At 73.0% G+C, this 26,705-nt stretch carries 22 protein-coding genes and 1 pseudogene; 13 read left to right on the forward strand and 10 right to left on the reverse strand.

Annotated elements, in window-relative coordinates; all coding sequences use genetic code 11:
• Nucleotides 1–84 precede the first annotated feature (84 nt).
• From ACIGXE_RS07860 to fusA, 5 genes are all read left to right on the forward strand, one after another.
• Complete coding sequence (locus ACIGXE_RS07860; RefSeq protein WP_399744606.1) at nt 85–1,560, forward strand: AAA family ATPase; 1,476 nt, start codon at nt 85–87, stop codon at nt 1,558–1,560.
• Nucleotides 1,557–2,615 carry a tetratricopeptide repeat protein gene (locus ACIGXE_RS07865; RefSeq protein ID WP_399744608.1) on the forward strand — a complete coding sequence of 353 codons (1,059 nt, stop codon included), beginning with the start codon at nt 1,557–1,559 and terminating at the stop codon, nt 2,613–2,615. The genes ACIGXE_RS07860 and ACIGXE_RS07865 overlap by 4 nt, the downstream gene beginning before the upstream one ends.
• The gene (locus tag ACIGXE_RS07870) at nt 2,615–3,685 is read left to right on the forward strand and encodes a tetratricopeptide repeat protein (RefSeq protein WP_399744610.1); all 1,071 of its coding nucleotides are present in this window, start codon (nt 2,615–2,617) and stop codon (nt 3,683–3,685) included. Before ACIGXE_RS07865 ends, ACIGXE_RS07870 begins: the two co-directional genes overlap by 1 nt.
• A gap of 260 nt (nt 3,686–3,945) precedes the next feature.
• On the forward strand, nt 3,946–6,180 hold the full coding sequence (locus ACIGXE_RS07875; RefSeq protein ID WP_399744612.1) for an RICIN domain-containing protein: 2,235 nt from the start codon (nt 3,946–3,948) through the stop codon (nt 6,178–6,180).
• A gap of 322 nt (nt 6,181–6,502) precedes the next feature.
• Nucleotides 6,503–8,557 carry an elongation factor G gene (fusA, locus tag ACIGXE_RS07880; RefSeq protein ID WP_399744614.1) on the forward strand — a complete coding sequence of 685 codons (2,055 nt, stop codon included), beginning with the start codon at nt 6,503–6,505 and terminating at the stop codon, nt 8,555–8,557.
• Between the two features lie 118 nt (nt 8,558–8,675).
• On the opposite strand, the gene ACIGXE_RS07885 is transcribed toward fusA, so the two are convergent.
• The 3 genes from ACIGXE_RS07885 to ACIGXE_RS07895 all read right to left on the reverse strand — a co-directional run bounded on the left by ACIGXE_RS07885 (nt 8,676) and on the right by ACIGXE_RS07895 (nt 11,282).
• Nucleotides 8,676–9,761 carry a nitric oxide synthase oxygenase gene (locus ACIGXE_RS07885; protein WP_399744616.1) on the reverse strand — a complete coding sequence of 362 codons (1,086 nt, stop codon included), beginning with the start codon at nt 9,759–9,761 and terminating at the stop codon, nt 8,676–8,678.
• 557 nt (nt 9,762–10,318) lie between these two features.
• A complete protein-coding gene (locus ACIGXE_RS07890) occupies nt 10,319–10,756 on the reverse strand; it encodes a nitroreductase family deazaflavin-dependent oxidoreductase (protein ID WP_399744618.1) in 438 nt (145 codons plus the stop codon).
• Between the two features lie 106 nt (nt 10,757–10,862).
• Entirely contained in the window at nt 10,863–11,282 is a 420-nt protein-coding gene (locus ACIGXE_RS07895) for a DUF2690 domain-containing protein (protein ID WP_399744620.1), read from the reverse strand.
• A gap of 211 nt (nt 11,283–11,493) precedes the next feature.
• On the opposite strand from ACIGXE_RS07895, the gene ACIGXE_RS07900 reads away from it, so the two are divergent.
• The 3 genes from ACIGXE_RS07900 to ACIGXE_RS07910 are packed head-to-tail and all read left to right on the forward strand — an operon-like array spanning nt 11,494 to nt 13,962.
• On the forward strand, nt 11,494–12,744 hold the full coding sequence (locus ACIGXE_RS07900; RefSeq protein WP_399744622.1) for a sensor histidine kinase: 1,251 nt from the start codon (nt 11,494–11,496) through the stop codon (nt 12,742–12,744).
• Complete coding sequence (locus tag ACIGXE_RS07905) at nt 12,741–13,436, forward strand: response regulator (RefSeq protein ID WP_399744624.1); 696 nt, start codon at nt 12,741–12,743, stop codon at nt 13,434–13,436. The genes ACIGXE_RS07900 and ACIGXE_RS07905 overlap by 4 nt, the downstream gene beginning before the upstream one ends.
• A 37-nt stretch (nt 13,437–13,473) precedes the next feature.
• Nucleotides 13,474–13,962 carry a diadenosine tetraphosphate hydrolase gene (locus ACIGXE_RS07910; RefSeq protein ID WP_399744626.1) on the forward strand — a complete coding sequence of 163 codons (489 nt, stop codon included), beginning with the start codon at nt 13,474–13,476 and terminating at the stop codon, nt 13,960–13,962.
• A gap of 83 nt (nt 13,963–14,045) precedes the next feature.
• On the opposite strand, the gene ACIGXE_RS07915 is transcribed toward ACIGXE_RS07910, so the two are convergent.
• Nucleotides 14,046–14,417, reverse strand: coding sequence for a hypothetical protein (locus ACIGXE_RS07915; protein ID WP_399744628.1), 372 nt, complete (start codon nt 14,415–14,417; stop codon nt 14,046–14,048).
• 217 nt (nt 14,418–14,634) lie between these two features.
• Here ACIGXE_RS07915 and ACIGXE_RS07920 point away from each other — a divergent pair, with 217 nt between their 5' ends.
• From ACIGXE_RS07920 to ACIGXE_RS07935, 4 genes are all read left to right on the forward strand, one after another.
• Nucleotides 14,635–14,985: a DUF6083 domain-containing protein gene (locus ACIGXE_RS07920; protein WP_399744629.1), complete on the forward strand. Its 351-nt coding sequence runs from the start codon at nt 14,635–14,637 to the stop codon at nt 14,983–14,985.
• 137 nt (nt 14,986–15,122) lie between these two features.
• The gene (locus tag ACIGXE_RS07925) at nt 15,123–16,187 is read left to right on the forward strand and encodes a chitinase (protein ID WP_399744631.1); all 1,065 of its coding nucleotides are present in this window, start codon (nt 15,123–15,125) and stop codon (nt 16,185–16,187) included.
• Between the two features lie 177 nt (nt 16,188–16,364).
• Nucleotides 16,365–17,741 (forward strand): MFS transporter, encoded by a 1,377-nt coding sequence (locus tag ACIGXE_RS07930; protein ID WP_399744633.1) that lies wholly within the window; start codon nt 16,365–16,367, stop codon nt 17,739–17,741.
• A gap of 130 nt (nt 17,742–17,871) precedes the next feature.
• A complete protein-coding gene (locus ACIGXE_RS07935) occupies nt 17,872–19,350 on the forward strand; it encodes a glutamate-cysteine ligase family protein (RefSeq protein ID WP_399744635.1) in 1,479 nt (492 codons plus the stop codon).
• Here the strand turns inward: ACIGXE_RS07935 and ACIGXE_RS07940 are convergent.
• Nucleotides 19,316–19,891: pseudogene (locus ACIGXE_RS07940) on the reverse strand (MFS transporter); the annotation flags it as partial. The gene ACIGXE_RS07935 and the pseudogene ACIGXE_RS07940 sit on opposite strands and share 35 nt — an antisense overlap.
• A gap of 61 nt (nt 19,892–19,952) precedes the next feature.
• The gene (locus tag ACIGXE_RS07945) at nt 19,953–21,353 is read right to left on the reverse strand and encodes a protein kinase (RefSeq protein ID WP_399744637.1); all 1,401 of its coding nucleotides are present in this window, start codon (nt 21,351–21,353) and stop codon (nt 19,953–19,955) included.
• A 233-nt stretch (nt 21,354–21,586) separates the two neighbouring features.
• Here ACIGXE_RS07945 and ACIGXE_RS07950 point away from each other — a divergent pair, with 233 nt between their 5' ends.
• Complete coding sequence (locus ACIGXE_RS07950; protein WP_399744639.1) at nt 21,587–22,174, forward strand: hypothetical protein; 588 nt, start codon at nt 21,587–21,589, stop codon at nt 22,172–22,174.
• Nucleotides 22,175–22,207: 33 nt separating this feature from the next.
• On the opposite strand, the gene ACIGXE_RS07955 is transcribed toward ACIGXE_RS07950, so the two are convergent.
• From ACIGXE_RS07955 to ACIGXE_RS07970, 4 genes are all read right to left on the reverse strand, one after another.
• Complete coding sequence (locus tag ACIGXE_RS07955; protein WP_399744641.1) at nt 22,208–22,918, reverse strand: hypothetical protein; 711 nt, start codon at nt 22,916–22,918, stop codon at nt 22,208–22,210.
• A 167-nt stretch (nt 22,919–23,085) separates the two neighbouring features.
• Nucleotides 23,086–23,439: a UBP-type zinc finger domain-containing protein gene (locus ACIGXE_RS07960; protein ID WP_399744643.1), complete on the reverse strand. Its 354-nt coding sequence runs from the start codon at nt 23,437–23,439 to the stop codon at nt 23,086–23,088.
• A complete protein-coding gene (locus tag ACIGXE_RS07965; protein ID WP_399744645.1) occupies nt 23,436–24,929 on the reverse strand; it encodes an ATP-binding protein in 1,494 nt (497 codons plus the stop codon). Before ACIGXE_RS07965 ends, ACIGXE_RS07960 begins: the two co-directional genes overlap by 4 nt.
• Nucleotides 24,926–26,602 (reverse strand): FAD-dependent oxidoreductase, encoded by a 1,677-nt coding sequence (locus tag ACIGXE_RS07970; RefSeq protein ID WP_399744647.1) that lies wholly within the window; start codon nt 26,600–26,602, stop codon nt 24,926–24,928. Before ACIGXE_RS07970 ends, ACIGXE_RS07965 begins: the two co-directional genes overlap by 4 nt.
• Nucleotides 26,603–26,705: the final 103 nt, after the last annotated feature.

Consider the following 26,705-nt stretch of genomic DNA (forward strand, 5'->3'; position numbering starts at 1 on the left):
CGGGTTGCGCGGCTGCGCCCGCCGCGGACGATCACGACCGCACCCGGTGAACGGGGCCGTCGGGACGCTTTCTAGGCTGACCCCATGCCCGACGAGTCTCCCCTCATCCGTAGCCTGCGCGCCGCCGTCGCCGCCGCTCCCGAAGACGTGCCCCTGCGGCTGCACTTCGCCGAACTGCTCCTGACCGAGGGGCGAAGCGACGAGGCCGTCAGCCAGGCCGCGGTCGCGCTCCAGCACGCGCCGGGCGACCCGGCGGCGCGGGACCTGATGGTCCGGGCGATGAACCTGCCCGCCCCCACCGCGCCGTCGAACCCGCCCACTTCGCCGACGTCCAGCCCCGCCGAGTCCCCGAAGCCGCACACGACGGGCTCGGACGCGCCGCGCTCGGACTCGACAGGTTCGGACGCGCCGCGCTCCGACTCGACAGGTTCGGACGCGCCGCGCTCCGACTCGACGGGCTCGGGCGCGCCGGGTTCGGACTCGGCGGGCTCCGAGGCCCGCGGCTCCGACGCGGTCGCCTCCGGCTCCGCCGCCCAACCCCCCGCCGACCCGGACGACTTCGACTGGGCCGCCGCCGAGCAGGAGGTCGCGGACCTCGTGGGCCCCCGGTTCGCCGACCACCTCACCGAGCAGCCGCTGACCTCGGACGGCAGCGGCGACGCGGGGGACGCGTCCGCCTGGGACATCGACAGGCCCGGAGACGTACGCCTCGCCGACGTCGGCGGCATGCAGGAGGTCAAGGACCGGCTGGAGGCCGCGTTCCTCGCGCCGATGCGCAATCCCGAGCTGCGCCGCCTGTACGGCAAGTCGCTCCGCGGCGGCCTGCTCCTGTACGGGCCGCCGGGCTGCGGCAAGACCTTCATCGCCCGCGCCGTCGCGGGCGAACTCGGCGCCGGCTTCATGTCGGTGTCGCTCTCCGACATCCTGGACATGTACATCGGCACGTCGGAGAAGAACGTCCACGACATCTTCGAGGCCGCCCGCCGGCAGTCCCCCTGCGTCGTCTTCCTCGACGAGCTGGACGCCCTCGGCGCCAAGCGCTCCCGCACCCACCACAGCGGACTGCGCAACGTCGTCAACCAGCTCCTCACCGAGCTCGACGGCATCGACGGCGACCGGAACGAGGGCGTGTTCGTGCTCGCCGCCACCAACGTGCCCTGGGACGTGGACCTGGCCCTGCGCCGCCCCGGCCGGCTCGACCGCACCCTGCTCGTCCTGCCGCCCGACGCCCCGGCCCGGGAGGCGATCCTCCGCTACCACCTGCGCGAGCGGCCCATCGAGTCCGTCGACCTGGGCAGGGTGGTCAAAGTCACCGAGGACTTCTCCGGAGCCGACCTCGCCCATCTCTGCGAGACGGCCGCCGAGTCCGCGCTCCTGGACTCCGCCCGGACCGGCAGGATCCGCATGATCGGCACCACCGACCTGCTGCAGGCGGCCAAGCAGATCCGGCCCTCCAGCGAGTCCTGGTTCGCCGCCGCCCGCAACGTGGCCATGTTCGCCAACGACGGCGGCATGTACGACGACCTCGTCGCCTACCTGAAGAAGAAGCGGAAGCTGTGACCACGAACCCCCAGGTCGAACGGGCCCGGGTCCTCTACGAGATGATGCGCCCGGAGGAGGCCCACGAGGCCGTCGGCCGCGCGCTCGCCGAGGACCCGGACGACCACCGGGCGTGGAGCCTGCTCGGCCAGGTCCTGTGGACCCTGGGCCGCGTCTCCGAGGCCTACGCCGCCGCCATGGAGTCGCTCCGCCTCGAACCCGGCTTCCTCGACGCCCACGTCGTCCGCGGCCACGCCCTGCGCAGCCTGGGCCGGCTGGAGGAGGCCGAGGCGGCCCAGCGCGAGGCCATGCGCATCGACCCGTACGCCTGGGGCCCGCGCCGCCAGCTCGCCGAACTGCTCCTCGCGCTGCACCCGGACCGTCCCGACGAGGCACTCGAACACGCCCGGGCGGCGGTGAAGGAGGGCCCGGAGGAGACGTACACCTGGGTCACCCTGCACAAGGTGGCCACGTTCCACCAGCGGCCGGACCTGGCCGAGGAGGCCGTCCGCCAGATCATCCGGATCGATCCCACGCACACGCTGGCCGTCACCGTCGCCACCGAACGGGAGGCCGCGAGGCCCGGCACCTCGGCCGCCCGCGCCGCCGACCTGTACGCGGGCGGACTCGCCGCCGCCCCCCACTCCGAGGCCCTGCGCGACGACCTCGACCAGGCCGTCTACCGGATGCTCCGCGGCACCCGATGGCTCGCCCTGCTCTGCCTCGCGACGGCCGCCGTCACGGTCGACGTCTTCCCCACCGACGGAGAGCCGAAGGCACTCCCGGTCCACCTGGGCACCCGCCTGTGGGCGCTCACCCTCATGGGCGCCGTCTGGGGCTTCGGCGCCTGGCGCCGCTACCGGCGCATGCGCACCGGCGCCCGGCTGACCGTTCCCTCGCTCGTCCGCCGGTCGTTCTGGCCCCGGGTCGTCCTCGGCCAGGCCACCTGGGCGACCCTGTGCGCCCTGCTGCTCGTGATCCTTCCCTGGAGCGAGCGCACCGTCCCCCAGGTGCTGTTCTGGCTGGCGCTCGTGCCGAACCTGCTCAGCATCACCCACGACAGAGACAAGGTCTGATGAGCCGGACACTGGAACAGGCGGACGTCCTCTTCGACCTCGGTCGCTTCGAGCAGGCCGCCGAGCTCGCCGCCCGGCACCTCGGCAGCCACCCCGACGACGCCACCGCACTCGTGCTGCTCGCCCGCTGCCGGCACCGCCTCGGCGACGAGGAGGAGGCGCTCGCCACCGTCGAACACGCCCTGCGCGTCGCCCCCGAGTCCGTGGGCGCCTGGCTGATGCGCACCCACGTCCTGCTCGCGCTGAAGCAGTACGAGCAGGCCGAAGGCTCCGCCCGGCGGGCCGTCGAACTCGCCCCGCAGTACTGGGGGAGCCACTACACGCTCGGCACGGTCCTCGACCGCTCGGTCCGCCCGGAACGCAAGCGCGCGGCGTACGAGGCCGCCCGCACGGCCGTCGCCCTCGCCCCCGAGGAGGCCGACGCGCACTTCCTCGTCGGCCTGACCGCCCAGCGCAACGGCCACCACCGGGTCGCCCAGCAGGCCTACGAGACGACGCTGCGGCTCAACCCGGAGAGCAGTGAGGCGCACAACAACCTCTCGCTGCTCCACCTGCGTCGCCAATGGCTCCGCCCCGGCTCGTGGACCCGGGCCGCCGAGGGCTTCGTGCAGTCCGCCGCCCTCGACCTGAACGACCGCCAGGCCCGCTACAACCTGGAGACGATGGCCTGGGGGACCGTCTCGGGCGCCCGCTGGGTGGCCCTTGCCGGGGCCGTCGCGGTGTCGACCGGCACCTCCCACCTGCGGGCGGGCGCCGCCGGGATCGACGCCCTCGTCACGTTCCTGGTGTGCGCGGCGGTGCTGGTCGGCGCCTGGGGCGGCTGGCTGCTGTGGCTGACCCGGCGGGTCCCGCCGCACCTGCGCCGCCCCCTCCTGCTGGTGTCGCGCGGCTGTCGGCCGGTGCTCGGGATGGCGTTGCCCCTCGCGCTGCTCTTCGTCCACTCGGTCCTGGCACTGGTGCTGTGGCGCAGTGCTCTCTTCGGAGCCCTCGCCCTTCCGCTGTTCTTCTTCGCCGTCGTCACGTCCGTGGCCGGCCGCACCGCTCTCCAGCAGCGCGCGCCGAAGCCGTGACGGCGGGTGGGGGGTGACCGCCGGCGGTGGTCACCCCGCCGTCAAGACTTCACGTCATGGCGGGACGGATCCGCAAGTCGCGGGGGTCCGGGGGCAGTTGTGCCTTCATGGTCTGAACGCGCAGTCTTGACGTGTCTGGTTCAGACCTTTAGATTCGCCGGCCAGGAGGCTGGGTGGTGTTCACGTGCGTGAACATGCGCCGTGTCGCCCCCCAGCTCGCACGGCACGCCCCCCACACGGCAAGCCCCACGAGGAGCCGCATGCCCACGCACCCGCCCCGCTCGCTCCGTCGTCATCGCCCTCGCCTCGGCACCGTCCTCGCCGCCGCCGGCGCCCTGGGCGGCTCCGCCCTGGTCGCCTTCTCACCCGGCTCCGCGGTCGCCGGACCGGCGGCCCCGGCCGCCGCCGCGCCGCCCTCCGGCTGGGTCACCGTCGTCAACGCCGGCAGCGGCAAGTGCCTCGACGCCCGCGCCGCCGCGACGGCCAACGGCACCGTCGTCCAGCAGTACACCTGCAACGGGACCACGGCCCAGCAGTGGAGCGTCACCGCCGGCTCCGACGGCTACGTCAGGATCGGCAACCGCAACGACTCCGCCCAGGTCGTCGACGTCAGCGACGTGTCGACCGCCGACAACGCCCCCGTCCACCTCTGGACGTACGGCGGCGGCCTCAACCAGCAGTGGCAGGCCGTCGACGACGGGGCAGGCGCCTACCGTTTCGTCAACCGCAACAGCGGCAAGTGCCTCGACGTGCCCGCCGCCTCCACCGCGGACAGCGTGCAGCTCGTCCAGTACACCTGCAACGGCACCGCCGCCCAGCGCTTCCAGGTGACCCCGGTCGCCACCTCGCCCGGCGACGTGGACCTCGGGCCCAACGTCGTCGTCCTCGACCCGTCCATGCCCTCCTCGACGATCCAGGGCCGGCTCAACACCCTCTTCCAGCGCCAGGAGACCAACCAGTTCGGGCAGGAACGTTACGCCGTCCTGTTCAAGCCGGGCACCTACGCCAACGACGTCAACGTCGGCTTCTACACCCAGGTCCTCGGCCTCGGCCAGTCGCCCGACGCGGTGACGATCAACGGCGCCGTGCACGTCGAGGCCGACTGGTTCCCGCCGCAGAACGCCACCCAGAACTTCTGGCGCGGCGCCGAGAACCTCTCCGTCAACCCCACCGGCGGCACCGACCGCTGGGCCGTCTCCCAGGCCTCCGCGTACCGCCGCATGCACGTGCGCGGCAACCTGGAGCTGAGCGACGGCGGATGGTCCAGCGGCGGCTTCATGGCCGACACCAGGATCGACGGCCAGGTCCGCTCCGGCAGCCAGCAGCAGTGGCTCACCCGTAACTCCCAGCTCGGCAGCTGGACCGGCTCGAACTGGAACATGGTCTTCGTCGGCAGCCAGGGCGTCCCCGGCACGACCTTCCCCGCCCCGCCGTACACCACGGTCGACCGCGCCCCGGTCGTCCGCGAGAAGCCGTACCTCACCGTGGACGCCCACGGCGCCTACCAGGTGATCGTGCCCGCCGTCCGCACCGACTCCAGCGGAGCGAGCTGGACAGCGGGCGGCACTCCCGCCGGGACCGCGCTCGGCATCGACCGCTTTCACATCGTGAAGCCCGGCGCGACGGCCGCCCAGATCAACACCGCCCTCGCCGCGGGCAAGGACCTCCTCGTCACCCCCGGCGTCTACCACCTGGACCAGACCCTCCGGGTCACCCGCCCCGACACCGTGATCCTCGGTCTCGGCCTCGCCACCCTCGTCCCCGACAACGGCATCACCGCCATGACCGTCGCCGACGTCGACGGAGTGAAGATCGCGGGCCTGCTCTTCGACGCCGGCACCGTCAACTCGCCGACCCTCCTGGAGCTCGGTCCCGCCGGCTCGTCCGCCTCCCACGCGACGAACCCCAGCTCGCTCCACGACGTGTACTTCCGCATCGGCGGCGCCGGCGTCGGCAAGGCCACGACCAGCCTGGTCGTCAACAGCGACCACGTCATCGGCGACCACATGTGGATCTGGCGCGCCGACCACGGCAGCGGCGTCGGCTGGACCACCAACACCGCCGACACCGGACTCGTCGTCAACGGCGACGACGTGACCATGTACGGCCTGTTCGTCGAGCACTACCAGAAGCACCAGACCGTCTGGAACGGCAACCGCGGCCGCACGTTCTTCTACCAGAACGAGATGCCGTACGACCCGCCCACCCAGGCCGCCTGGATGAACGGCGCCACCCAGGGCTACGCCGCCTACAAGGTCGCCGACTCCGTCACCAGCCACCAGGCCTACGGGCTCGGCAGCTACTGCTACTTCAACGTCAACCCCGCCGTCACCGCCGAACACGCCATCGAGGCCCCCAACCGCCCCGACGTCCGCTTCCGCAGCATGGTCACCGTCTCCCTCGGCGGCACCGGAACCATCCGACACGTCGTCAACGACCGAGGAGGGCCCTCGAACGCGGCCGGCAACGTCGCCTATCTCGTGAACTACCCGTGACCCGGCGATAAATCGGTGTTCCGCCCCGCCCGCCGGTGCCTAGACTCCAGCCGAACCGACGAGCCGGGGAAGTCCCGGCGGGACGATCCAGATCACCGAAGGGAGACGACCATGCGTGCGACCACTCCCGCGTCCGCCGCCACGGTCGTCTCCCGCGCCCGGTACGACGTGATCCTGGCCTCTTCGTCGCTCCGGTGCCGGCTGCGCGGCCGTCACCGCTGACCCGCGACGAGAGAGGCCGTACGCCCCTCGGCTCCGTACCCCCGTCGTCACGGGAATCGCGCTGCCCTGCGTCCGCATCGCACGCGAATCGAGAAGCACCATGCGTCACCGTCACACCATCCGCAACCTCGGCATCCTGGCCCACGTCGACGCCGGCAAGACGACGCTCACCGAGCGCTTCCTCTACCTCACCGGCGCCACCCACAAGCGGGGCGAGGTCCACGACGGCACCACCGTCACCGACTTCGACCCCCAGGAACGCGACCGCGGCATCACCATCTTCAGCGCCGCCGTCAGCTGCGACTGGGACGGCCACCGGCTCAACCTGATCGACACGCCGGGGCACGTCGACTTCGCCGACGAGGTCGAACGCGCGCTGCGCGTCCTGGACGGCGCCGTCGCCGTCTTCGACGCCGTCGCGGGCGTCGAGCCGCAGAGCGAGTCCGTGTGGCGCCAGGCCGACCGGCACGGCGTCCCGCGCATCGCCTTCGTCAACAAGCTCGACCGGGCGGGCGCCGACCTCGACACCGCCGTGGACAGCATCCGCACCCGCCTCGGCACCGTGCCGCTGCCGGTGCAGCTGCCCATCGGACGCGAGGACGCCTTCACCGGCGTCGTCGACCTCGTCCGCATGCGGGCCGCCACCTGGCCGGCCGGCTCCGGCACGTACGAACTCGGTCCCGTACCCGAGGAACTGCGCGACGAGGCCGTACGCCGACGACGAGCCCTGGAGGAGACCGTCGCGGAACTGCACCCCGCCGCCCTGGAGGAGTTCTGCGCGAAGGACGCGCTCGGCGAGGACACCCTGGTGGCCGCGCTGCGCGACCTGACCCTCTCCCGCGAGGCCGTGGTCGTGCTCTGCGGCTCCGCCTACCGCAACCGAGGGGTGGAGCCGCTGCTCGACGCCGTCGTCGCCTACCTGCCCGCCCCCGTGGACGTGCCTCCGGTACGCGGCGAGCACCCGGCCGACCCGGACGCGCCGCTCACCGCGCTGGCCTTCAAGGTGACGACGACGTCGACCGGCCGCATGACCTACCTCCGCCTCTACACCGGAACCCTACGGAAGGGGGACACCGTGCTCGACACCACCGCGGGACGCACCGAACGGATCGCCCGCATCCTGCGGGTCCAGGCCGACCGCACCACCGAGGCCGACCTGGCCGTCGCCGGCGACATCGTCGCCGTCGTGGGCCCGAAGACGGCCCGCACCGGCGCCACCCTGTGCGCACCCGGCGCACCCGTGCTCCTCGAACCGCCCGTCTCCACCACCCCGGTGGTCTCGGTGGCGGTCGAGGCCCGGAGCGGCCGTGACACCGAACGTCTCGCCACCGCCCTGGCCCGCCTCACCGAGGAGGACCCGTCGCTGACGGTACGGACCGACCCCGAGTCCGGTCAGACCGTGCTGTCCGGTCTGGGCGAGCTCCACCTGGAGGTGGCCGTGGAGAAACTGCGCCGCGCCCAGGAGCTCGACGTCACGGTCGGCCGGCCCGGTGTCGCCTACCGGGAGACGCCCGCCGGGACGGTGACCGGTCTGACGTACCGGCACGTCAAGCAGGACGGCGGCGCCGGCCAGTTCGCGGTCGTCGTCCTCGACGTGGCACCGCTGGAGGAAGGAGAGGCCGTACGGGAGGAAGGGGCCACGTGCGACGGCGACACCCCGCGTGGCGGAGCCGGGGCCTTCGCCTTCCGGTCCGCCGTGACGGGCGGCCGCGTGCCGCAGGAGTTCGTCCGCGCGGTCGAGGCCGGCTGCCGCGACGCCCTGCTCGAAGGACCGCTCGGCGGCCACCCGGTCACCGGTGTCCGCGTCACCCTCACGGACGGGGCCACGCATGTGAAGGACTCCTCGGAACTCGCCTTCCGTGCGGCGGGCCGCCTCGCCCTGCGCGAGGCGCTCCGGAAGGCCGGCACGACCCTGCTCGAACCGGTCGCCGAGGTCACCGTCACGGCACCCGAGACCGCCGTCGGCACCGTCCTCGGCGACCTGACGGCCCGTCGCGCGCGGATCACCGACTCCACCACGCACGGGGGCACGGCGGTCCTGACCGCCACCGTCCCGCTGGCGGCCCTCTTCGGCTACGCGACCCACCTGCGCAGCCGCACCCAGGGCCGCGCCACCTTCACCACCCGCCCCGCGGGCTACACCCCCAAGGCGTGACCCTCCAGGGGCCGGGGCCCGGCGCCACCGGCGCCGGGCCCCGGCCCGTTCGAGCCCTACGGCTGGGACTCCGGGGGCGCCTCGGCGCTGCCGGCTCCGGGAACGGCTCCCGGGGCACCTAGACCGTGTCCCAGGACTCCCGCGCGAGGAAGGCCGGCCGCAGTGACGGGTCCACCGGGTCGTAGTACCGGTGGAAGACCGGCGTCGCGGATCCGGAGACCGGCGGAACGATCCAGCTCCAGTCGGCCGGGGTGGGCCTGCCGTGCCGGCTCTCCTGCGCGATGTGCCGCAGGAACCGCTCCGACTCGGTGTGGTGGTCCGCCATCGTCACCCCCGCCTGCTGGAAGGAGTGCAGCACCGCCACGTTCAGCTCGACCATCGCCCGGTCCCGCCACAGCGTCCGCTCCGAGGAACGGTCCAGGCCGAGGCGGTCGGCCACCACCGGGAGCAGGTCGTAGCGCTCGGCGTCGGCGAGATTCCGCGCGCCTATCTCGGTCCCCATGTACCAGCCGTTGAACGGCGCCGCCGGATACCGCACCCCGCCGATCTCCAGCACCATGTCGCTGATCGCCGGCACCGCGTACCAGCGCAGCCCCAGTGCGGCGAACCACGCGTGGGCCGGGTGCCGCAGCGGCACCTCCCGCACGGCGTCGTCCGGCAGTTCGAACCACTGCGGCCGGGTGCCGGGCCGCTCACGCACCATCAACGGCAGCACCTGGAAGGCCTCTTCGTCCCGCTTCCACCCGAGCTCGCGGGCGCCGGCGGTCAGCGAAGCGCTGCGCGGATCACCGACCCAGCGGCCCGCCTCCGTACGGTGCCCGGCATAGCGGACCAGCTGGTCGTTCACGATCCGCGGCCCGGGCCGGCCCGGCCGGTCCGGAGCGAACACCGAGATCACCGGACGGATCCGGCCCCCGTTGCCGGCCAGCCGCAGATGCTCGAAGCACTTCTCGGCGATGTCGTCGGGTGCCGTGACATGCCGCAGATCCCGCACCACCAGACTGCGCCAGTAGAGCCTGCCGATGCATCGCGCCGCGTTGCGCCAGGCCACGCGCGCTCCGAACGCGAGCTCGGCGGGGGAGTGCGCGTAGGTCCCGGTCCGGTCGATCTCGGCCGCCACCTCACGCATCCGCCGCTCCACGTCGCCCGCGTGCGCCTGCTCGTGATGGAACTGCCGGATGAACCGCTCCGCCTCCTGCCGCACCGACGCCGAAGGGTCGGAGAGGACAGCCGGCGGAGGGACGGGCCCGGGCGGGGGCACATGCGCGTGCGCGTACGGGCAGGCGCCGCTCACGGGCACCGACTTACGGCGACGACTCAGACTGAAGACCAAGGTGATTCCCTCCCTGGCCCATGACTACCGTACGCATGCGCACAGGTGTGGAGAGTAGCCAATTCCGCGCCACCATGACCCTGGTCCTGCTAGAGTGCCCGCTTTGTGCCCTCGCCTCGGAGGAGGACGGGCGGACCGCCGGCCTCCCCGACCCCCGCCGCGCTGCCGGCGGTCATCGACAACCAGCACGACGGCCCCTTTGCCTGCCCGCATCGTGCTGGCCTGGCAGGCCGGCGGCCCTTCGAGCCCGGCGGCCAGGGTTCTCCTCGACCGCCTGCGGGAAGTTGTCCCCAAGCCGTCCGATTCCTAGGCTGCCCTGTCCCTGGTCGTCGTCGCCCCCGGATGAGGACGGCGGCGAGGTGGCTGCGGCCTGGCAGGCGACGGCGAGTTCGTCGGTTCGCACGGCCAGGCCGCACCACTGCTACGCCCTAGTCGACCGGCTCCACGACGAAGAGCGGGATCTCCCGTTCGGTCCTGTGCTGGTAGTCGGCGTAGTCGGGGAACGCGGCGACGGCCCGCTCCCACCATGCCCGCCGCTCCTCGCCGGTGACGATGCGGGCCTTCATGTCCCACACCTTCGGGCCGTCCCGCAGCTCGACCCGTGGTGACGCCACCAGGTTGTGGTACCAGACCGGGTGCCTCACCGCGCCCCCGTTCGACGCGACGAGCGCGTACGCCCCCTCGTGCTCCACCCGCATGAGCGGCGTCTTGCGGAGCTTGCCGCTCTTCGCGCCGACGCTGGTCACGAGGACGACGGGCAGTCCCCGGAGGGTCGTCCCCTTGGTGCCGCCGGACGACTCGTACAACTCGACCTGGTCCCTTACCCACTTCGTCGGGCTCGGCTCGTACACACCTTCAAGTGCCATGGCTGACCTCCCGTCACACGCCAACCGGAGGGCACCGCGACGCTATTCCCGGACCCGGGCGACGGCCGCCCTCCCCCCGTTTCGGAGGGCGGCCGTCATGGCCGGATCAGTACCAGCCGGTGCAGCGGATGTTGCCCGTGGTGTCGTTCCAGGCGCACGCCCGCATCTTGTAGCCGGCGTCGTTGTACGCCGGGGTGTGGGTGTCCGAGCCGGTGCTGACGGTGGTCATGCCCAGCGGGCCGTCCCAGGACGTGCCGCCGTTGCTGGAGCGGTCCACCCAGACCTTGTCGCCCGGGTCGGCGTGGGTGATCCGGCCCCAGGCACAGCGGCTGGACGTGCTGTACCGCAGCTCGATGTAGATGCCGTCGACGCTCGCCGTCCTCGGGGAGGTGGCGTTGCTCGTGCTGCAGGCCAGGGCCGCCGCCGGAGCGGGAGCCGGAGCGGCCTGGGCCGCCGCCGCGCCGCCGAAGCCGAGCAGCAGGGTGGCCGTCGACACCAGGACGCCGGTCCGCTTTCCGATCCTCATGAGTTCCCCCTGTGTGGTCGAAGGGTGGGATGTGGCGCATACCGTGCTGTGCGGCAGGCGCCGAAGCCCGACCACCATCGCGCGGCGACCCCGGCGGGGGCGTCCACCACGGAGTGGAGACCGTGGGTAAACCCCCGCGGCAGCGCGCTCCGGCGTGAACTGCTCCTCTGGTATGACGATCTCCCGCCCGGCGGGCACATAGCATCGCGCGATGCGCATCAGGGCCCTGTGGGCGGTGTGGTTCCGCGGCGTGGATCCCCGGCTCGTCGACGCGACGCTGGCCGTGGGCCTGGTGGTGGCCGCGGCCGCGGTCGGCCACCAGTACCACCCGGCCGGCTGGCCGCCGTTCGACGCACCCGCGTACGTGCTGAGCGCGCTGGTCGGGCTTCCGCTGGCGCTGCGCAGGGTCGCGCCGGTCGGCGCGCTCCTCGCCTCCTGCCTGGCGTTCGCCTGCTACCTGGCCGCCGGGTACCAGCCCTCCTTGAACTTCTGGGGACCGGCGATCTCCCTGTACGGCGTCGCCGCCCAGCGGCCGCCCCGGACGACCGCGGCGGCCGCCTCCCTCGTCGCCCTCGTCATCCTCTACAGCGGCCTGACCGCCCCCGAACTCGGCGTCGCCGTCGCCGTGATCCAGGCCCTGGCGGTCCCGGCCGTCGTCTGGGTGTTCGGCAACAGCGCCCGCCGGCTCGCCCGGCGGAACCGGCAACTCGCCCTGCTCACCGCACAGCTGCGCCTGGCGCAGGAGGAGCGGGCCAGGCGGGCGGTGGCCGAGGAACAGCGCCGCATCGCCCGCGAGCTCCACGACGTCGTCGCCCACCACATGTCGGTGATCAACGTGCAGGCGGGCATGGCCGGTTACGTCTTCCGGTCCGAGCCGGACACGGCCCGCGCGGCCCTGGACACCATCGCGCGGACCAGCCAGGAAGGACTGCGGGAACTGCGCCGCATCCTCACCCTCCTCCGCTCCGAGGCGCCCGCGACGGGAGGGACGCCGGACGGCGGCGACGACGCGGGCGCCTGGTACGCCCCCATGCCCGGCCTGGCCGGCCTCACGGACGTGGCGGAACGCGTCCGGGCGGCGGGCGTCCCCGTCGACCTGACCACCACGGGCGCCCTGCGGCCCCTGCCGCCCGGCACCGAACTCTGCGCGTACCGGGTGGTGCAGGAAGCACTCACGAACGTCCTCAAGCACGCCCGACCGGCCCGGGCCGCCGTGCTCGTGGAGTACCGCCCCGGCGAACTGCGCGTCACCGTCACCGACGACGGCCGTCCCGAACAGCAGGATCCGGCCAAGCTTCCGGCAAGCCCAGGACACGGCTTGATCGGCATGCGGGAACGCGCCAGGCTCTACGGCGGAACAGTGGACGCCGGCCCTCGGGCCGAGGGGGGATTCCGCGTGTGCCTGAGACTGCCCGTCACCAGCGAGAGCTCCGAACGGTGGGGGAGCCCGCCGCCGGCATGACCAGAGTGCTCGTGGTGGACGACCAGGACCTGATCCGGGCCGGCCTCGTCGCGCTCCTCCGGGCGGCCCCGGGCATCGAGGTCGTCGGGGAGGCCGCCGACGGCGAGTCGGCGGTCGGCTGCGCGGCCCGCGTCCGGCCCGACGTGATCCTCATGGACATCCGCATGCCCGGCATGGACGGCACCGCGGCGACCGAGCGCATCCTCGCCGAGGCCGCGGCCGACGACTCCGACGCCCCGCCACCGCGGATCCTCGTCCTCACCACCTTCGACCTCGACGAGTACGTCTACGCGGCGCTGCGCGCGGGCGCCTCCGGCTTCCTCCTCAAGGACACCGGCCCGCAACGCCTCATCGACGCGGTCACGGCGGTGGCCCACGGCGACCTGCTCTTCGCCCCGAGCGTCACCCGCCGCCTCATCGAGGCCTACGTCACCACCAACGCCGACACCGACCCCGCCCCGGCCCAGACGACCGACCTCGACGTCCTCACCGCCCGCGAATGCGAGGTCCTTCGCCTGACCGCCCGAGGCCTGTCGAACACGGAGATCGCCCGACAGCTCTACATCGGCGAGGCGACCGTCAAGACCCACCTCAACCGCACCATGAGCAAACTCAACCTGGACAGCCGCGCCCAGGCCGTCGTCCTGGCCTACGAAACCGGCCTGGTCGTCCCGGGCGGCCCGACGGCCTGAGCACCGACAGGGGCGGCGCGGGCGATAGCGTCACGCCATGACGCACGACTGGCGAACCGACCGCATCGGAACCGCCCTGCGAGGCGAGAACCCGACCGTGCTCCGGCGCATGTCCTCGGGCTTCGCGGTGATCGGCGACGTGCAGTTCCTGCCGGGCTACTCGGTCCTCCTCGTCGACGACCCCGGCGTCTCGCGCCTGTCGGACATGCCCCGGCGCAGGCGGCTGTCGTTCCTTTCGGACATGGACTGCCTCGCGGAAGCGGTCGAACGGGCCTGCCTCCGTCTGGACCCGGCCTTCCGCCGGGTGAACCTGGAGATCCTGGGCAACACGGACCCGTTCCTGCACGCCCACGTCTGGCCGCGCTACGCGTGGGAGCCGGCCGAGTTGGCCGGCGGGCCCGTCTGGCGGTACCCCCGCGACCGGTGGACCGACGACCGCTCCGGGCTCGCCCCACGGCATGACGTGCTCCGCGAGGAGATCCGGACCGAGTTGGACCGCTTGCGCGCCACGACCGGAGACGGGTGACGGCCGACGGTTCACGGCCGGATGCGGATACCGCTCGCCGACCCCAGGGCCCTCCCCCGCCGGGCCTCTTCCCCGGTGCCGTCCTAGATGCCGGGGCCGTAACCCGGATCGGGTGCTTGCCGAGGGTGCCAGACGGCGAGCACTCCCGAGAGGAACAGGGCGAGCACCGCGAGCGCGGCGAGGGCGGCGACCCACGGCCGGCGGGTGCGCCGCAGCGCCAGTGCCGAGGCGACCAGGGGCAGCACGGTCGCGCCGAGCAGGATGAGCGGGAGGTCGACGAAGACGACGCTCAGGTCGCGCGCATGGGCCTCGAAGCCGCCGTCGATGCTGAAGGCGGCCCGCGGCGCCCACACGAGGAGCCCGCCGAGGGCACCGACCGCGGGCAGCAGGCAGCCACCCACGCTCTCCGCGACCGCCCCGCGCTCCGCCGGACCGCTGCCGGACTCTGTGCTCATGCCTCTCATGGACGTCCCTTCGCCGGTCGCGGTTGCGGCCGCGAGGTGCCGGTTCGGCCGTGACGGGTGGGACTGTGCGGGTGGGCGTGCGACTCAGGGGGCGGCGCACGGCCTCGCGCGTACCGCCGGCCACCGCGTATCGCGCCCGAATCCCGCCTCGCCGGAGCCCGTCGGGGACGTCGACCCTCACCTTATGGGGGAACTCGACGCTGTACACGTGCCGGTCGACAACGCTCCTGTCTGGGAGGCGGTGGACCGGGCGCAGGCCCTGGAGGAAGGCGCGGACGGCCCCGCGCCGCCCGCGCGACCGGCGTGTCCGCGCTGCGGGCACGTGGGCGAGCGGAGGGCCACGTACTACGGCGCGTACGTCCTGTTCGAGGACGCCGAGACGTACCCGGCGCACCTCGTGCCCGTCGGTCACCGGTGGTACGCCGACCCGGGCGGCCGCGTCTGGAACGGCGGCACCGACGAACCGGTGCCCAAGGCGCGGTCCTTCGTGGCGCACCGGCTGCGGTGCCCGGCCCTCGCCCTGGTGGAGCCCGCGACGCGGGGCGCGGGCCAGGGCTGAGGGATGCGGCGAGTGGGCCGGAGGGCGTCAACCGAGTGATGCGTGAGGGTGGTTGACGAAAGGTATGGACCAATCTACGGTCTGCGTGAGCGTCGCACGCCATGCCCAGGGTCACCCCCACGTCCCAAGGAGCACGCATGCCCGGCCATCGCATCGCCAAGGTCCTCGGAAGCGCCCTCGCCACCCTGCTCGCCGCCACCGTTCTCACCGCCCCCGCGGCGGCCGCCGCGCCCGCCGCCGACGCGGAGACCTGCGCCCTCAAGCCGAAGCCCGCCGGAAAGGTCCTCCAGGGCTACTGGGAGAACTGGGACGGCGCGGCGAACGGTGTCCACCCGCCGTTCGGGTGGGCGCCCATCGACGACCCGCGCTTCGCCGCCCACGGTTACAACGTCGTCAACGCCGCCTTTCCCGTGATCCGTTCGGACGGCACGGTGCTCTGGGAGGACGGCATGGACAGCACCGTCCGCGTGGCCACCCCGGCCGAGATGTGCCGGGCCAAGGCCGCCGGCGCCACCATCCTGATGTCCATCGGGGGAGCCGCCGCCGGGATCGACCTCAGCTCCCGCGCCGTCGCCGACCGGTTCGTCGAGACCGTCGTGCCGATCCTGAAGAAGTACAACTTCGACGGGATCGACATCGACATCGAGACCGGCCTGGTCGGCAGCGGCAGCATCACCACCCTCTCCACCTCGCAGGCCAACCTCGTCCACATCGTCGACCAGGTGCTCGCCCGCATGCCCGCCGGCTTCGGCCTGACCATGGCACCGGAGACGGCGTACGTCACCGGCGGCAGCGTCGCCTACGGCTCGATCTGGGGCGCGTACCTGCCCATCGTCAAGAAGTACGCGGACAACGGGCGCCTGTGGTGGCTCAACATGCAGTACTACAACGGCAGCATGTACGGCTGCTCGGGCGACTCGTACTCCGCCGGCACCGTCACCGGATTCGTCGCCCAGACCGACTGCCTCGCCCGCGGTCTCGTCGTGCAGGGCACGACCGTCCGGGTGCCGTACGACAAGCAGGTGCCCGGCCTCCCCGCCCAGCCGGGCGCGGGCGGCGGCTACCTGGCACCGTCGGCGGTCGCACAGGCGTGGCGGCACTACAACGGAGCGCTCAAAGGCCTGATGACCTGGTCCGCCAACTGGGACGGCTCGAAGGGCTGGACCTTCGGCGACAACGTCAAGGCCCTCCAGGGCCGTTAGCGACCCGGCGCCTGGCTCTGCCGGGAGGGGTCTCCCGATCACGGCGGGCCCAGGGCGGCGAGCGCAGCCCGTAGCGGCTGAGCGGGCGTCAGGCGGTCGACGCCGGATGACGGCGTCGTCCGCCCTCCGGTGAGCCGCGACGCGGCCGGGGCGGACGGCGGGGTTACGGTCGACGCCATGACCGATGACGGCGAGGCGGCGGCAGCGCGAGCGGCAGAGGCCCAGGCCCAGGGACAGGGACAGGGACAGGGACAGGGACAGGGACAGGGACAGGGACAGGGACAGGGGCAGGCCCAAGGACAGGGACACGCACGGACAGAGACTCAGGCCGACGCCGACACAGAGGAGACGGACCGCTCCGCGCGCCACGGCGCGCGCCGCTGGCTCCGCTGCCTGCTCGCCGGAGCCGTCTTCGTCGTCTGCATGGCCGGCACCACCCTCCCGACCCCGCTCTACCCCCTCTACCAGGAGAAGTTCGGCTTCTCCGAGCTCACGGTCACCGTCGTGTACGCGGTGTACGCCTTCGGGGTCATCGGCGTCCTGCTGCTCGCCGGCAACGCCTCGGACACCATCGGCAGACGCCCCGCCCTGCTCTGGGGCCTCGGCTTCGCCGCGGGGAGCGCCGTCTGCTTCCTGAGCGCCTCCGCCCTCGGCTGGCTCTACGCGGGCCGGCTCCTCTCCGGCCTGTCGGCCGGGCTGTTCACCGGCGCCGCGACCGCGTACGTCATGGAACTGGCCCCGCCCGGCGGTGCCTCCAGGGCCACCCTCGTGGCGACCGCCGCCAACATGGGCGGCCTTGGCTGCGGCCCGCTCCTCGCCGGACTGCTCGCGGAGTACGCGCCCGAACCGCTGCTCCTGCCCTTCGCCGTCCACCTCGTCCTGGTGGCCGTGTCGGCACTGGTCCTGCTGCGACTTCCCGAGACGGTACGGGACCCGCGCCCCCTCACCGCCGTACGCCCCCAGCGGCCCGCCCTTCCCCCACAGGTCAGGGCGGTGTTCGTACCGGCCGCGATCGCGTCCTTCGTGGGATTCGCCCTCTTCGGCGTGTTCACCTCCGTCAGCCCCGCCTTCCTCGCCCGCTACCTCCACGTCGACAACCACGCCGTCTCCGGCCTCGTCGTGGCCCTCGCCTTCTTCGCCTCCACCGTCGGGCAACTCGCCGTCACCCGGGTCGGAGTCGCCCGCTCACTGCCGCTGGGCTGCGCCGTCCTCTTCGCCGGACTGCTCCTCCTCGCCGGTGCGCTGTACGCGGACCTGCTGGCCCTCGTCGTCCTCGCCGCCCTCGTCGGCGGGACCGGCCAGGGCCTCGCCTTCCGCGCCGCCCTCTCCGCCGTCGCGCAGGCCGCCCCGGCCGACCACCGCGCGGCGGTCATCTCCACCCTCTTCGTCGTCGCCTACACCGGCATCTCCGTGCCCGTCATCGGCGTCGGCCTGCTCGCCGACCCCCTCGGTCTCGAAGGAGCCGGCCTCGCTTTCATCGCCACGATGCTGCTCCTGGTCGTCCCGGCCGCCGTGTACCTGCTGCGCCGCCCGGTAGGGGAGGAAGGCCGGTGACCGGCCCTGATCGGGTGGTGGACCGACCCGCCCCCACGGGCCCGGACCGGCTCGCGGTGGTCGCCGGTGGCCGCTCGGTGGCACGCTGAGGGTATGCAGGATCCGTGCCGACGAGACGCGGGAGGATCCGATGGGCCGAGACGTCCCGGCGCAGGAGTTCACCCGTGACGACCGCCGCCGCTTCCGCGAGCGGCTGCACAGCTGCCTCGACGTGCTGGCCCGGATGCTGCGCGAGTCACGCTTCGAGATCGAGCGACCACAGGTCGGGCTGGAGATCGAGCTGAACCTCGTCGACGAGGCCGCCCGGCCCGCCATGCGCGGCCCGGAGGTCCTCGACGCCATCGCCGACCCCGCGTGGGCGAGCGAGCTGGGCCGGTTCAACCTGGAGATCAACATCATGCCCCGGCGGCTCACCGCGGGCGGCCCCGACTCCTGGGAGCGCGAGATCCGGGACGCCCTCGACCACGCCGAGGCGAAGGCCGCGTCGGTCGGCGCCCACCTCGTCATGATCGGCACCCTGCCCACCCTCGAACGCGCCGACGTCGACCACTCCGCCCTGTCCGAGAACCCCCGCTACCACCTCCTCAACGAGCAGATCTTCGCCGCCCGCGGCGAGGACCTGCTCATCGAGATCGACGGCATCGAGCGCCTGCGCACCTACGCCGACACCATCACCCCCGAGGCCGCCTGCACCAGCACCCAGTTCCATCTCCAGGTCGCCCCCGACGAGTTCGCCGACCACTGGAACGCCGCCCAGGCCATCGCCGGCGTGCAGGTCGCCCTGGCCGCCAACTCGCCCTTCCTGTTCGGCAAGGAACTGTGGAGCGAGACCCGCATCCCCCTCTTCGAGCAGGCCACCGACACCCGGCCGGACGAGATCAAGATCCAGGGCGTACGGCCCCGCGTCTGGTTCGGCGAACGCTGGATCACCAGCGTCTTCGACCTCTTCGAGGAGAACGCCCGCTACTTCTCCGCCCTGCTCCCGCTCTGCGACGACGAGGACCCGGAGGAGACCCTGGAGCAGGGCCGGATCCCGCACCTCGCCGAGCTCACCCTCCACAACGGAACCGTCTACCGCTGGAACCGCCCGGTCTACGCCGTCGTCGACGGGGTCCCGCACCTCCGCGTCGAGAACCGGGTCCTGCCGGCCGGTCCCACGGTCGCCGACGTCCTGTCCAACGGCGCCTTCTACTACGGCCTCGTCCGCGCCCTCGTCGACGAGGACCGCCCCGTCTGGACCCGGATGTCCTTCGCGGCCGCCGAGGACAACCTCCACATGGCCGCCCGCCGCGGCATCGAGGCCGAGCTCTACTGGCCCGGCATGGGGCAGGTCCCGGTCACCGAACTCGTGCTGCGCCGGCTGCTGCCCCTCGCCCACCGCGGCCTCGAACGGCTCGGCCTCAACACCGACTGGCGCGAACCCCTCCTGGGCATCGTCGAACAACGCTGCGTCTCCGCCCGCAACGGCGCCGTCTGGCAGTCGGAGATGTTCCACCACCTGCACGACATCGCCCACCTCGACCGCCCCGAGGCGCTGCGCCGCATGACCCGCCAGTACATCGACTACATGCACCTCAACGCTCCGGCGCACACCTGGCCGGTGGACTGACACCGGCTCCGGCGTCGTCTTGGCGGGGCGGTGGGGACGGTCCGGCCGGACCGTCCGCACCGGGCCGGCCGGGCGGGCCGGGCTCGGGGACGGCGGGCTCCCTGAGGGTGCGGAAGAGCAGCCAGCTCAGCGCGGGCATGGCGATCAGCGGGACCAGGGCCGTCCGCAGGGACGTGGCGTCGGCCAACCTCCCCAGCAGCGGACTCACCAGGCCGCCGGCGCTCACCGTCAGCCCGAGCGTGACACCGCCCGCGGTGCCGACCCGGGAGGGCAGATAGTCCTGGCCGAGGGTGACCTGGAGGGAGAAGGGGACGTACAGACCGGCGGACGTGAGCGCCACGAAGGCGTACAGGGCCGGCCCCGGCACGGCGACCACCCCGGCCACGGCGACGACCGCGACCAGGCAGGACCAGCGGGAGACGCGCACCCGGTCGTAGCGGTCGGCCAGGTAGCCGCCGAGCACCGAACCGACGGCCCCGCCCAGGAACAGGACGGACAGGGCGACGGTCCCCGCGGCGAAACCTCCGCCCACGCGCTCCCGCTTCCGCCGCACGTTCGGCCACACGCCGGGCTCCCGCCCGTAGGGCCGGAGCCTGCTCCGCTCAGAGGAAGCACGCGAGGATCAGCGGCAGGTCCTCCAGCCACTGCTGCAGATGGACCCGTCTGCGGGCGGCGATCAGGGACCGGTGGACGAGTCCGTTGTGCAGATGCACGGTGACCACGAGGTGTTTCCCGCCCCAGGCCGCGTACTCGACGTTCCTGACCTCGTGCCAGTTCAGGTGCACGTCACCGGCGTCGGAGCCGAGTGAGACGCCCGCGGAGTCGATGACCAGGGAAGCCTTCGCGTCGACCGCCATGAAGGACGGGTCGGCGCCCGACGGCGCGACGGGGGAGGGGGCGGCCATCGGGCCCGGGGACCCCGGAGCCAGGTACGCCGGGGCGGCGTACGGCGGGACCCCGTGCGGCGGGAACGCCTGCGGGGGAAAGGCCTGCGGCGGGACGGCTTGCGGCGGGATGCCCTGAGGGGAGGCGGTCTGCGGCGGGACGGCCTGTGACGGGATGCCGTGCGGCGAGGTGGTCTGCGGCTGGACGGCCTGCGGCGAGGTGGTCTGCGGCGGCACGGCCTGCTGAGGCGCGGGCGTCGGGGACGGCGCGTAGGCGGGCGGCGGAGGCATCACCACCGTCGGCGTGTACGCGGCGGTCTGCGGCGCGAACAGGTCGAGCAGCCCCGCCGGCGTCGGCCGACGCTCGGGCTCCTTGGCCAGACACGACTCCACGACCGTCCGCAGCCCGCCCGGCACCGTGGTCACGTCCGGCGGCTCGTGCACCGACCGGTACATCAGGCCCATCGGGGTACCGGCGCCGAAGGCACTGCCGCCCGCCGCCGCGACCAGCACCGCACCCAGCGCGAACACGTCCGCGGCGCCGCTGACCTCCTGGCCCAGCGCCTGCTCCGGCGCGAGGAAGCCCGGTGTCCCGAACGCCGTCCCGGTCGCCGTGAGACGGCTCGACTCCAGAGCCCGCGCGATACCGAAGTCGAGGACCCGCGGCCCGTCCGGGGCCATGATGATGTTCCCCGGCTTCAGATCACGGTGCACCAGACCGCAGCCGTGGATCGCCGCCAGCGCCTCGGCGAGCGCCGCGCCCAACTGCCGCAGCCCCGCCTCGTCCATCGGCCCCTCGGCCTCCAGCAGCGCCGCGAGGGTCGGCCCGGCGACGTACGCCGTGGCCAGCCAGGGCAGCGCCGCCTCCGGATCCGCGTCCACCACGGGAGCCGTATGGAAGCCGCCCACGCTGCGCGCGGCGGCGACCTCGGCACGGAACCGCTCCCGGAAATGCGCGTCGGAGGCGAGCTCGGGACGCGCCACCTTCACGGCCACGGCCCGCCCGCCCCGGGACCGCGCGAGATAGACGGTGCCCATCCCGCCGGCGCCCAACACCCGCTCGACCGTGTACGCGCCGATCCGTTCGGGTAGCGCCGCTGCGCCCGCCCACTGCTCCATGTGCTGTCTGTCTCCCCTGTGTTGAGCCGACCCAGTATGACGCAGGTACGGCGGAACACCGACACCGCGGGAGAGCCGCCCCACCTGGAGGGGCGCGCGCCGTACCGGCACGCAACCACTTGCCCCTGACATATGCCAGGTTCGCCCGCGGGGCACCGGCCCTGCCCGGCATCCTGGACCCGGCGGCCGCGCGGAACGGACCGGCCTGCCACGGCCGAGAGGGAGGACCCGTGATGCTGCCCTGGGTACGCAAGGGATTCGAGTCGCACGAAGGGACGGCGGCCGCGCTGCCGGCGAACGGCAGCGAGCCGCGGCCGGGCGTCCTCGACGCCGGAAGCGGCGGACACCTCCAGGAGTCGTCCGAGGGGAGCCGCCACGGCGGAACGCTCGGCAGGCCGACGGCCCCCTCGATGCGCGGCTCGTGCACGTGCGGCTGGCGGGGCGAGCGCACGTACCCCCTCGACCGGGAGCACACCTGGCCCGACGACCGTGACGTCCACGACACGTCCGGGCCGAAGCGGGACTGGGAGGCCCACATGGAGCAGGTCGCCGCCCGCGCGGTCGCGCTGCCCGACGACCTCGCCGTCCTGCTGGACCAGCTCCGCGACCGCCTGGACGCGCTGCTCGACGACGCCCCGCTGACCGCGCTGAAGGCCGCCGACGCGCTGGAGTCCGTGGTGGCCTCCACCGGACCCGTCGCCGCCCTGTTCCTCACCCGTGCCGCGGACGTGCTCCCGATGGCGCGCATCGCCGAACTCCTCGGCATGACCGAGCAGGCGGCCGGCTCACGCCTCGCCCACTACCGGCACCTGAACCGATGACCCCGGTCGTGGCCGTGGCGCGCCCCGCGCCGGTCACGGCCAGACGACCGCCTCGGAGAACGCCCGTCGCATCAGCCAGACCCCCACCACCGTGAGGACGGCCACGATGCTCCAGCCCAGCACGCCCATCGGATTGAGCCCCAGCATGTTGTACGCGACCATCAGGTACGGCACGGCGAGCACCAGCCAGCCGCCGACCAGCGGGAAGAGCCACAGCCCGAACACCGCCAGCCAGGCCCCCGCCAGCAGCAGCCAGCCGAGGAACAGCCAACCCGCGGACGCCCATTCGTCGCTCGTCAGATAGCCCTCGGTACGGCCCCGGGCCATCAGGCGCACCACTTCTCCGTGCCAGAGGCGCAGTCGTGCCTCGTCGCCGCGGTTCACCGCCCGGTAGGTCTTCCGGTCGACGGTCAGCGACTGGGTGCGCTCCCCGAAGCGGACCTCCACGGAGTAGCTGGTGCTGCAGGAGCTGAGCCCGTTGCTGTCCGTGGTGCAGGACTCGGTCTGCGCCTTGCCGAGGATCTCGCCCGTCGTCGTCGCCACGCAGTCGCCGGCCGTCTCCCACCGTGTTCCGTCAGGGCACAGAGAAGCCCCCCGGTACACCTTGACGGCCTCGGCCTGCGCCTCGACACGATCCGCGCACATGAGGACCCCCGGCACCGCGACCGCGAGAATGAGCACGCGCAGGAACGCGATCAGCCAGACATCACGCCGCTCGGCCCGCCCGCGCCGACGCCTCACCATATGACGCCCCCTCAATCGTCCCGGACGACACACTCACCCGACAAGACTCGGCCATCCGCCCGGCGGAGACAACGGGCGCGCGGGGGCACGGCGCGGGGAGACGCGGCGAACACGACGGCAGGCGCAGGTCGTCAACCCCTGTGCGACGCAGGGGAGTCGAGCTCTTCTCAGCGGTGAAGCAGCTCCGGCCAGTTCCGCGGGACGCGGTCGGCCGGGCCGGGAGCCGTCTGGTCGGACGGGTGGCCGGTCGGCGGGGTCAGTTCGGGGCCCGACTCGTAGAGCGCGTCGGTGGCGTAGTTCCAGAACCACTCCTCGCCCGGCTCGAAGCTCTGCACCAGGGGGTGCCCGGTGGACCGCCAGTGCGCGGTGGCGTGCTGGGCCGGCGAGGAGTCGCAGCAGCCGACGTGGCCGCACTGGGCGCAGCGTCGCAGGTGGAACCACCAGCCGCCCACCGCCTCGCATTCGGCGCAGACGGTCCCGCTGGGCGGGACGCTCGGGTCGATGCCGTCGATCTCGGTCATGCGGGCTCCTCGGCGCTCCTGGGTTCCGTTCCCGTGTCCGTGTCTGCGCCGGCGTCGGTCACCGGGCTGGTCAGTGGCAGCAGCACCTGGAAGCGGGTGTCGCCCGGCACGGACTCGACGTGGAGGCTGCCGTGGTGCTTGTGGACGACGATCCGCCAGGAGATGTCCAGACCGAGGCCGGTGCCCTCGCCGACCGGCTTCGTGGTGAAGAAGGGGTCGAAGATGCGGTCGCGGATGTCCTCGGGGACCCCGGGTCCGGTGTCGCGGAACTCCACGAGCAGCCGATCGCCCTCGCGGGCCGTGCGGACGGTCAGGACCCCCTCGCCGCCGGTGCTGCCGATGGCGGCCACCGCGTTGTCGATCAGGTTCGTCCACACCTGGTTGAGCTCCGCCGGATACGCGGGAATCCGGGGGAGCGAGCGGTCGTAGTCCTTGACCACCCGCACCCGCGGGCCGATCTTGCCGGAGAGCATCAGCAGCGTGCTGTCGAGGAGTTCGTGCACGTCGACGTCGCGGTGCGGGGCGCGATCGAGCTGCGCGTACTGCTTGGCGGCGTCCACCAGGTGCGAGATGCGGGTGGTGGAGTCGTCGATCTCGTCCATCAGCAGCTCGGTCTCGACCGTGTAGTTGAGCCAGCCGATCGCCCCCGTCAGGATGTCCTCGGGCACGGTCGCCGCGACCTGTTCCAGCCAGTCGGTGTCGAGGCCGGCCTGGACGAAGGTGGGCGCGACCCGCCAGCCCTCGGGGATGCCGTGGTCCTCCAGCCAGTCCACCAGCTCGTCCTCCCGGTCGGAGGCCTCCAGCGGGGTCAGCACCGGTGCCTTGGCGACGCGTTCGGCCGTGCGCTCCTGGATGTCGATGAGCTCGGCGAGCGCCTCGCGGGAGTACGGGCCCCGGGCGATGATCGCCAGCTTGTGCCGCATCTTGCCGACCCGCTCACGCAGCGCCGCGGTGGCCCGGACGGCGGCCGCCGCCGGGTTGTTCAGCTCGTGCGTGAGCCCGGCGGACAGCGATCCGAGCGCCAGCAGGCGTTCCCGCTGGCCGATGGCCCGCTGGGTGTTCCTGGATCCGAAGAACAGCCCTTCGAGCAGGTGCGCCGCCATCGGGAACCACTCCCGCATGATGTCCGCGAACGACTGCGCGGGCAGCACGAAGAACCGGGTCGGCTCGGTCACCCGCAGGGTGTTGACGTAGGTCTGCGGGACCCGGTCGCCCAGATACGCCTGCATCGCCCCCGCGTACACGCCGCGCTGCGACGTACGGCTGACCTCCACGTCGTCACCGCCGACCCGCCGGTACAGGACCACCGTTCCCTCGACCATCACGTAGAAGCAGGTGGCCGGTTCCCCCTCGGTGTACACCGGACCGGGTTCGAAGCGCTCCATCCGCCCTTCCGCGCACAGCCGCCCGAGCTGCTCGGGGGTGAGCTTCTCGAAGAGGAAGAGCGAGCCGATCTCGTGCGGGTCGCAGGGCATGGCCGAGGTGCTCATGACTGCTCCAGGTAGCGGTGGACGAGCATCACGGCCATGGCACCCTCTCCGACGGCGGACGCCACGCGCTTCGCCGACTCGGCGCGCGCGTCGCCCGCCACGAAGACACCGGGCACGCTGGTCTCCAAGTGGTAGGGCGGCCGGTCCAGTTCCCACTCGGGCGGCGGCCCACCGTCCGGCGTGAGGTCCGGACCCGCCAGGATGAAGCCGTCCTCGTTCCGCAGCACCGTTCCCTCCAGCCAGTCGGTCAGCGGGGCCGCGCCGATGAACACGAACAGCCACTGCGCGTCGACGACCTCGGTGGCACCCGTCCCGACGTCGCGCAGGGTCAGCCGCTCCAGGTGCTCCGCGCCGTGGGCCTCCTCCACGACGGTCCGGGGGCGCACGGTGATGTTCGGGGACTCCTCGATCTGCTGCACCAGGTAGTACGACATCGACGCCGTCAGCGACTCGCCGCGCACCAGCAGGGTCACCGACTTCGCGCCCCGCGCCAGGAACACCGCCGCCTGTCCCGCGGAGTTCGCGCCGCCGACGATGTACACGTCCTGGCCCTCGCAGGACGACGCCTCGGTGAGGGAGGAGCCGTAGTACACCCCACGGCCGGTCAGGTCGTCGCAGCCCGGGGCCCCGAGCTGCCGGTACGACACCCCTGTCGCCAGGATGACGCTGTGCGCGGCGACCGCCGAGCCGTCGGAGAAGCGCACCACGCGCGCCGCGCCGTTCACCTCGAGGCCCGTGACCTCGCGCGCGGTGAGGATCTCGGCGCCGAAGCGGCTCGCCTGGCGGCGGGCACGGTCGGTGAGCTGCGCCCCGGACACACCGTCCGGGAATCCGAGGTAGTTCTCGATGCGGGAACTCTGGCCGGCCTGTCCGCCCGTCGCCGAGCGCTCGACCAGGACGGTACGCAGCCCCTCGGAGGCCCCGTACACCGCCGAGCCGAGCCCGGCCGGTCCGCCGCCGATGACGACCAGGTCGTAGAACTCGGCGGCCGGCGTGGTCGCCAGCCCCACGCGGGCGGCCAGCTCCGGCGCCTCCGGCGCGATCAGCGCGGTGCCGTCCGGCGTGACCACCAGGGGCAGCCGGTGGCCGTCGGCCCCCGCCGCCGCGAGCAGCCGCTGCCCTTCCGGCTCGTCGGACGAGTACCAGCGGTACGGCACCTGGTTACGGGCCAGGAACTCGCGCACCCGCGAGGACGGGGCCGACCAGCGGTGCCCCACCACCTTGGTGGCGGGTACCGGCCGGTAATCGCTGGAGCGCCAGGCGGTGAGCAGGTCGTCCACGACCGGGTACAGCTTCTCCTCCGGCGGGTCCCACGGCTTCAGCAGATAGTGATCGAGGTCGACGACGTTGATCGCGTCGATGGCCGCGTTCGTGTCGGCGTACGCGGTGAGCAGCACCCGCCGCGCCCCCGGGTAGACGGCGAGCGCCTGTTCGAGGAACTCGATGCCGTTCATCTGCGGCATGCGGTAATCGGCGAGGATCACCGCCACCAGGTCGCCGCGCAGCTTCAGCTCACGCAGCGCCTCCAGCGCGGATTCGCCTGACTCGGCCCGTACGATCCGGTAGCCGCCGCCGTAGTGCCGCCGCAGGTCACGGGCGATGGCGCGGGAGACTCCGGGATCGTCGTCCACCGTCAGGATGACGATCCGCGCCGCGTCCGTGCCCTGTGCCATGCCTCTTCCGCCCTGCCTGCTCCGGCCGGCCGGCCGTACGCCTGCCGGCGCCGGCTCCCGCGCCCATCGTATGTTCGATCGAGCGGGTCCGCTCCGGCTGCCG

Source organism: Streptomyces sp. NPDC053431 (assembly GCF_044544925.1).
Classification (GTDB): domain Bacteria; phylum Actinomycetota; class Actinomycetes; order Streptomycetales; family Streptomycetaceae; genus Streptomyces.

Coding starts and splice junctions, on each gene's coding strand:
- ACIGXE_RS07930 (WP_399744633.1), top strand. CDS start 16,365: ATGACCGATGACGGCGAGGCGGCGGCAGCGCGAGCGGCAGAGGCCCAG.
- ACIGXE_RS07945 (WP_399744637.1), bottom strand. CDS start 21,353: ATGGAGCAGTGGGCGGGCGCAGCGGCGCTACCCGAACGGATCGGCGCG.
- ACIGXE_RS07890 (WP_399744618.1), bottom strand. CDS start 10,756: ATGGCACTTGAAGGTGTGTACGAGCCGAGCCCGACGAAGTGGGTAAGG.
- ACIGXE_RS07915 (WP_399744628.1), bottom strand. CDS start 14,417: ATGAGCACAGAGTCCGGCAGCGGTCCGGCGGAGCGCGGGGCGGTCGCG.
- ACIGXE_RS07895 (WP_399744620.1), bottom strand. CDS start 11,282: ATGAGGATCGGAAAGCGGACCGGCGTCCTGGTGTCGACGGCCACCCTG.
- ACIGXE_RS07870 (WP_399744610.1), top strand. CDS start 2,615: ATGAGCCGGACACTGGAACAGGCGGACGTCCTCTTCGACCTCGGTCGC.
- ACIGXE_RS07965 (WP_399744645.1), bottom strand. CDS start 24,929: ATGAGCACCTCGGCCATGCCCTGCGACCCGCACGAGATCGGCTCGCTC.
- ACIGXE_RS07955 (WP_399744641.1), bottom strand. CDS start 22,918: ATGGTGAGGCGTCGGCGCGGGCGGGCCGAGCGGCGTGATGTCTGGCTG.
- ACIGXE_RS07970 (WP_399744647.1), bottom strand. CDS start 26,602: ATGGCACAGGGCACGGACGCGGCGCGGATCGTCATCCTGACGGTGGAC.
- ACIGXE_RS07950 (WP_399744639.1), top strand. CDS start 21,587: ATGCTGCCCTGGGTACGCAAGGGATTCGAGTCGCACGAAGGGACGGCG.
- ACIGXE_RS07905 (WP_399744624.1), top strand. CDS start 12,741: ATGACCAGAGTGCTCGTGGTGGACGACCAGGACCTGATCCGGGCCGGC.
- ACIGXE_RS07910 (WP_399744626.1), top strand. CDS start 13,474: ATGACGCACGACTGGCGAACCGACCGCATCGGAACCGCCCTGCGAGGC.
- ACIGXE_RS07960 (WP_399744643.1), bottom strand. CDS start 23,439: ATGACCGAGATCGACGGCATCGACCCGAGCGTCCCGCCCAGCGGGACC.
- ACIGXE_RS07900 (WP_399744622.1), top strand. CDS start 11,494: ATGCGCATCAGGGCCCTGTGGGCGGTGTGGTTCCGCGGCGTGGATCCC.
- ACIGXE_RS07860 (WP_399744606.1), top strand. CDS start 85: ATGCCCGACGAGTCTCCCCTCATCCGTAGCCTGCGCGCCGCCGTCGCC.
- ACIGXE_RS07935 (WP_399744635.1), top strand. CDS start 17,872: ATGGGCCGAGACGTCCCGGCGCAGGAGTTCACCCGTGACGACCGCCGC.
- ACIGXE_RS07875 (WP_399744612.1), top strand. CDS start 3,946: ATGCCCACGCACCCGCCCCGCTCGCTCCGTCGTCATCGCCCTCGCCTC.
- fusA (WP_399744614.1), top strand. CDS start 6,503: ATGCGTCACCGTCACACCATCCGCAACCTCGGCATCCTGGCCCACGTC.
- ACIGXE_RS07925 (WP_399744631.1), top strand. CDS start 15,123: ATGCCCGGCCATCGCATCGCCAAGGTCCTCGGAAGCGCCCTCGCCACC.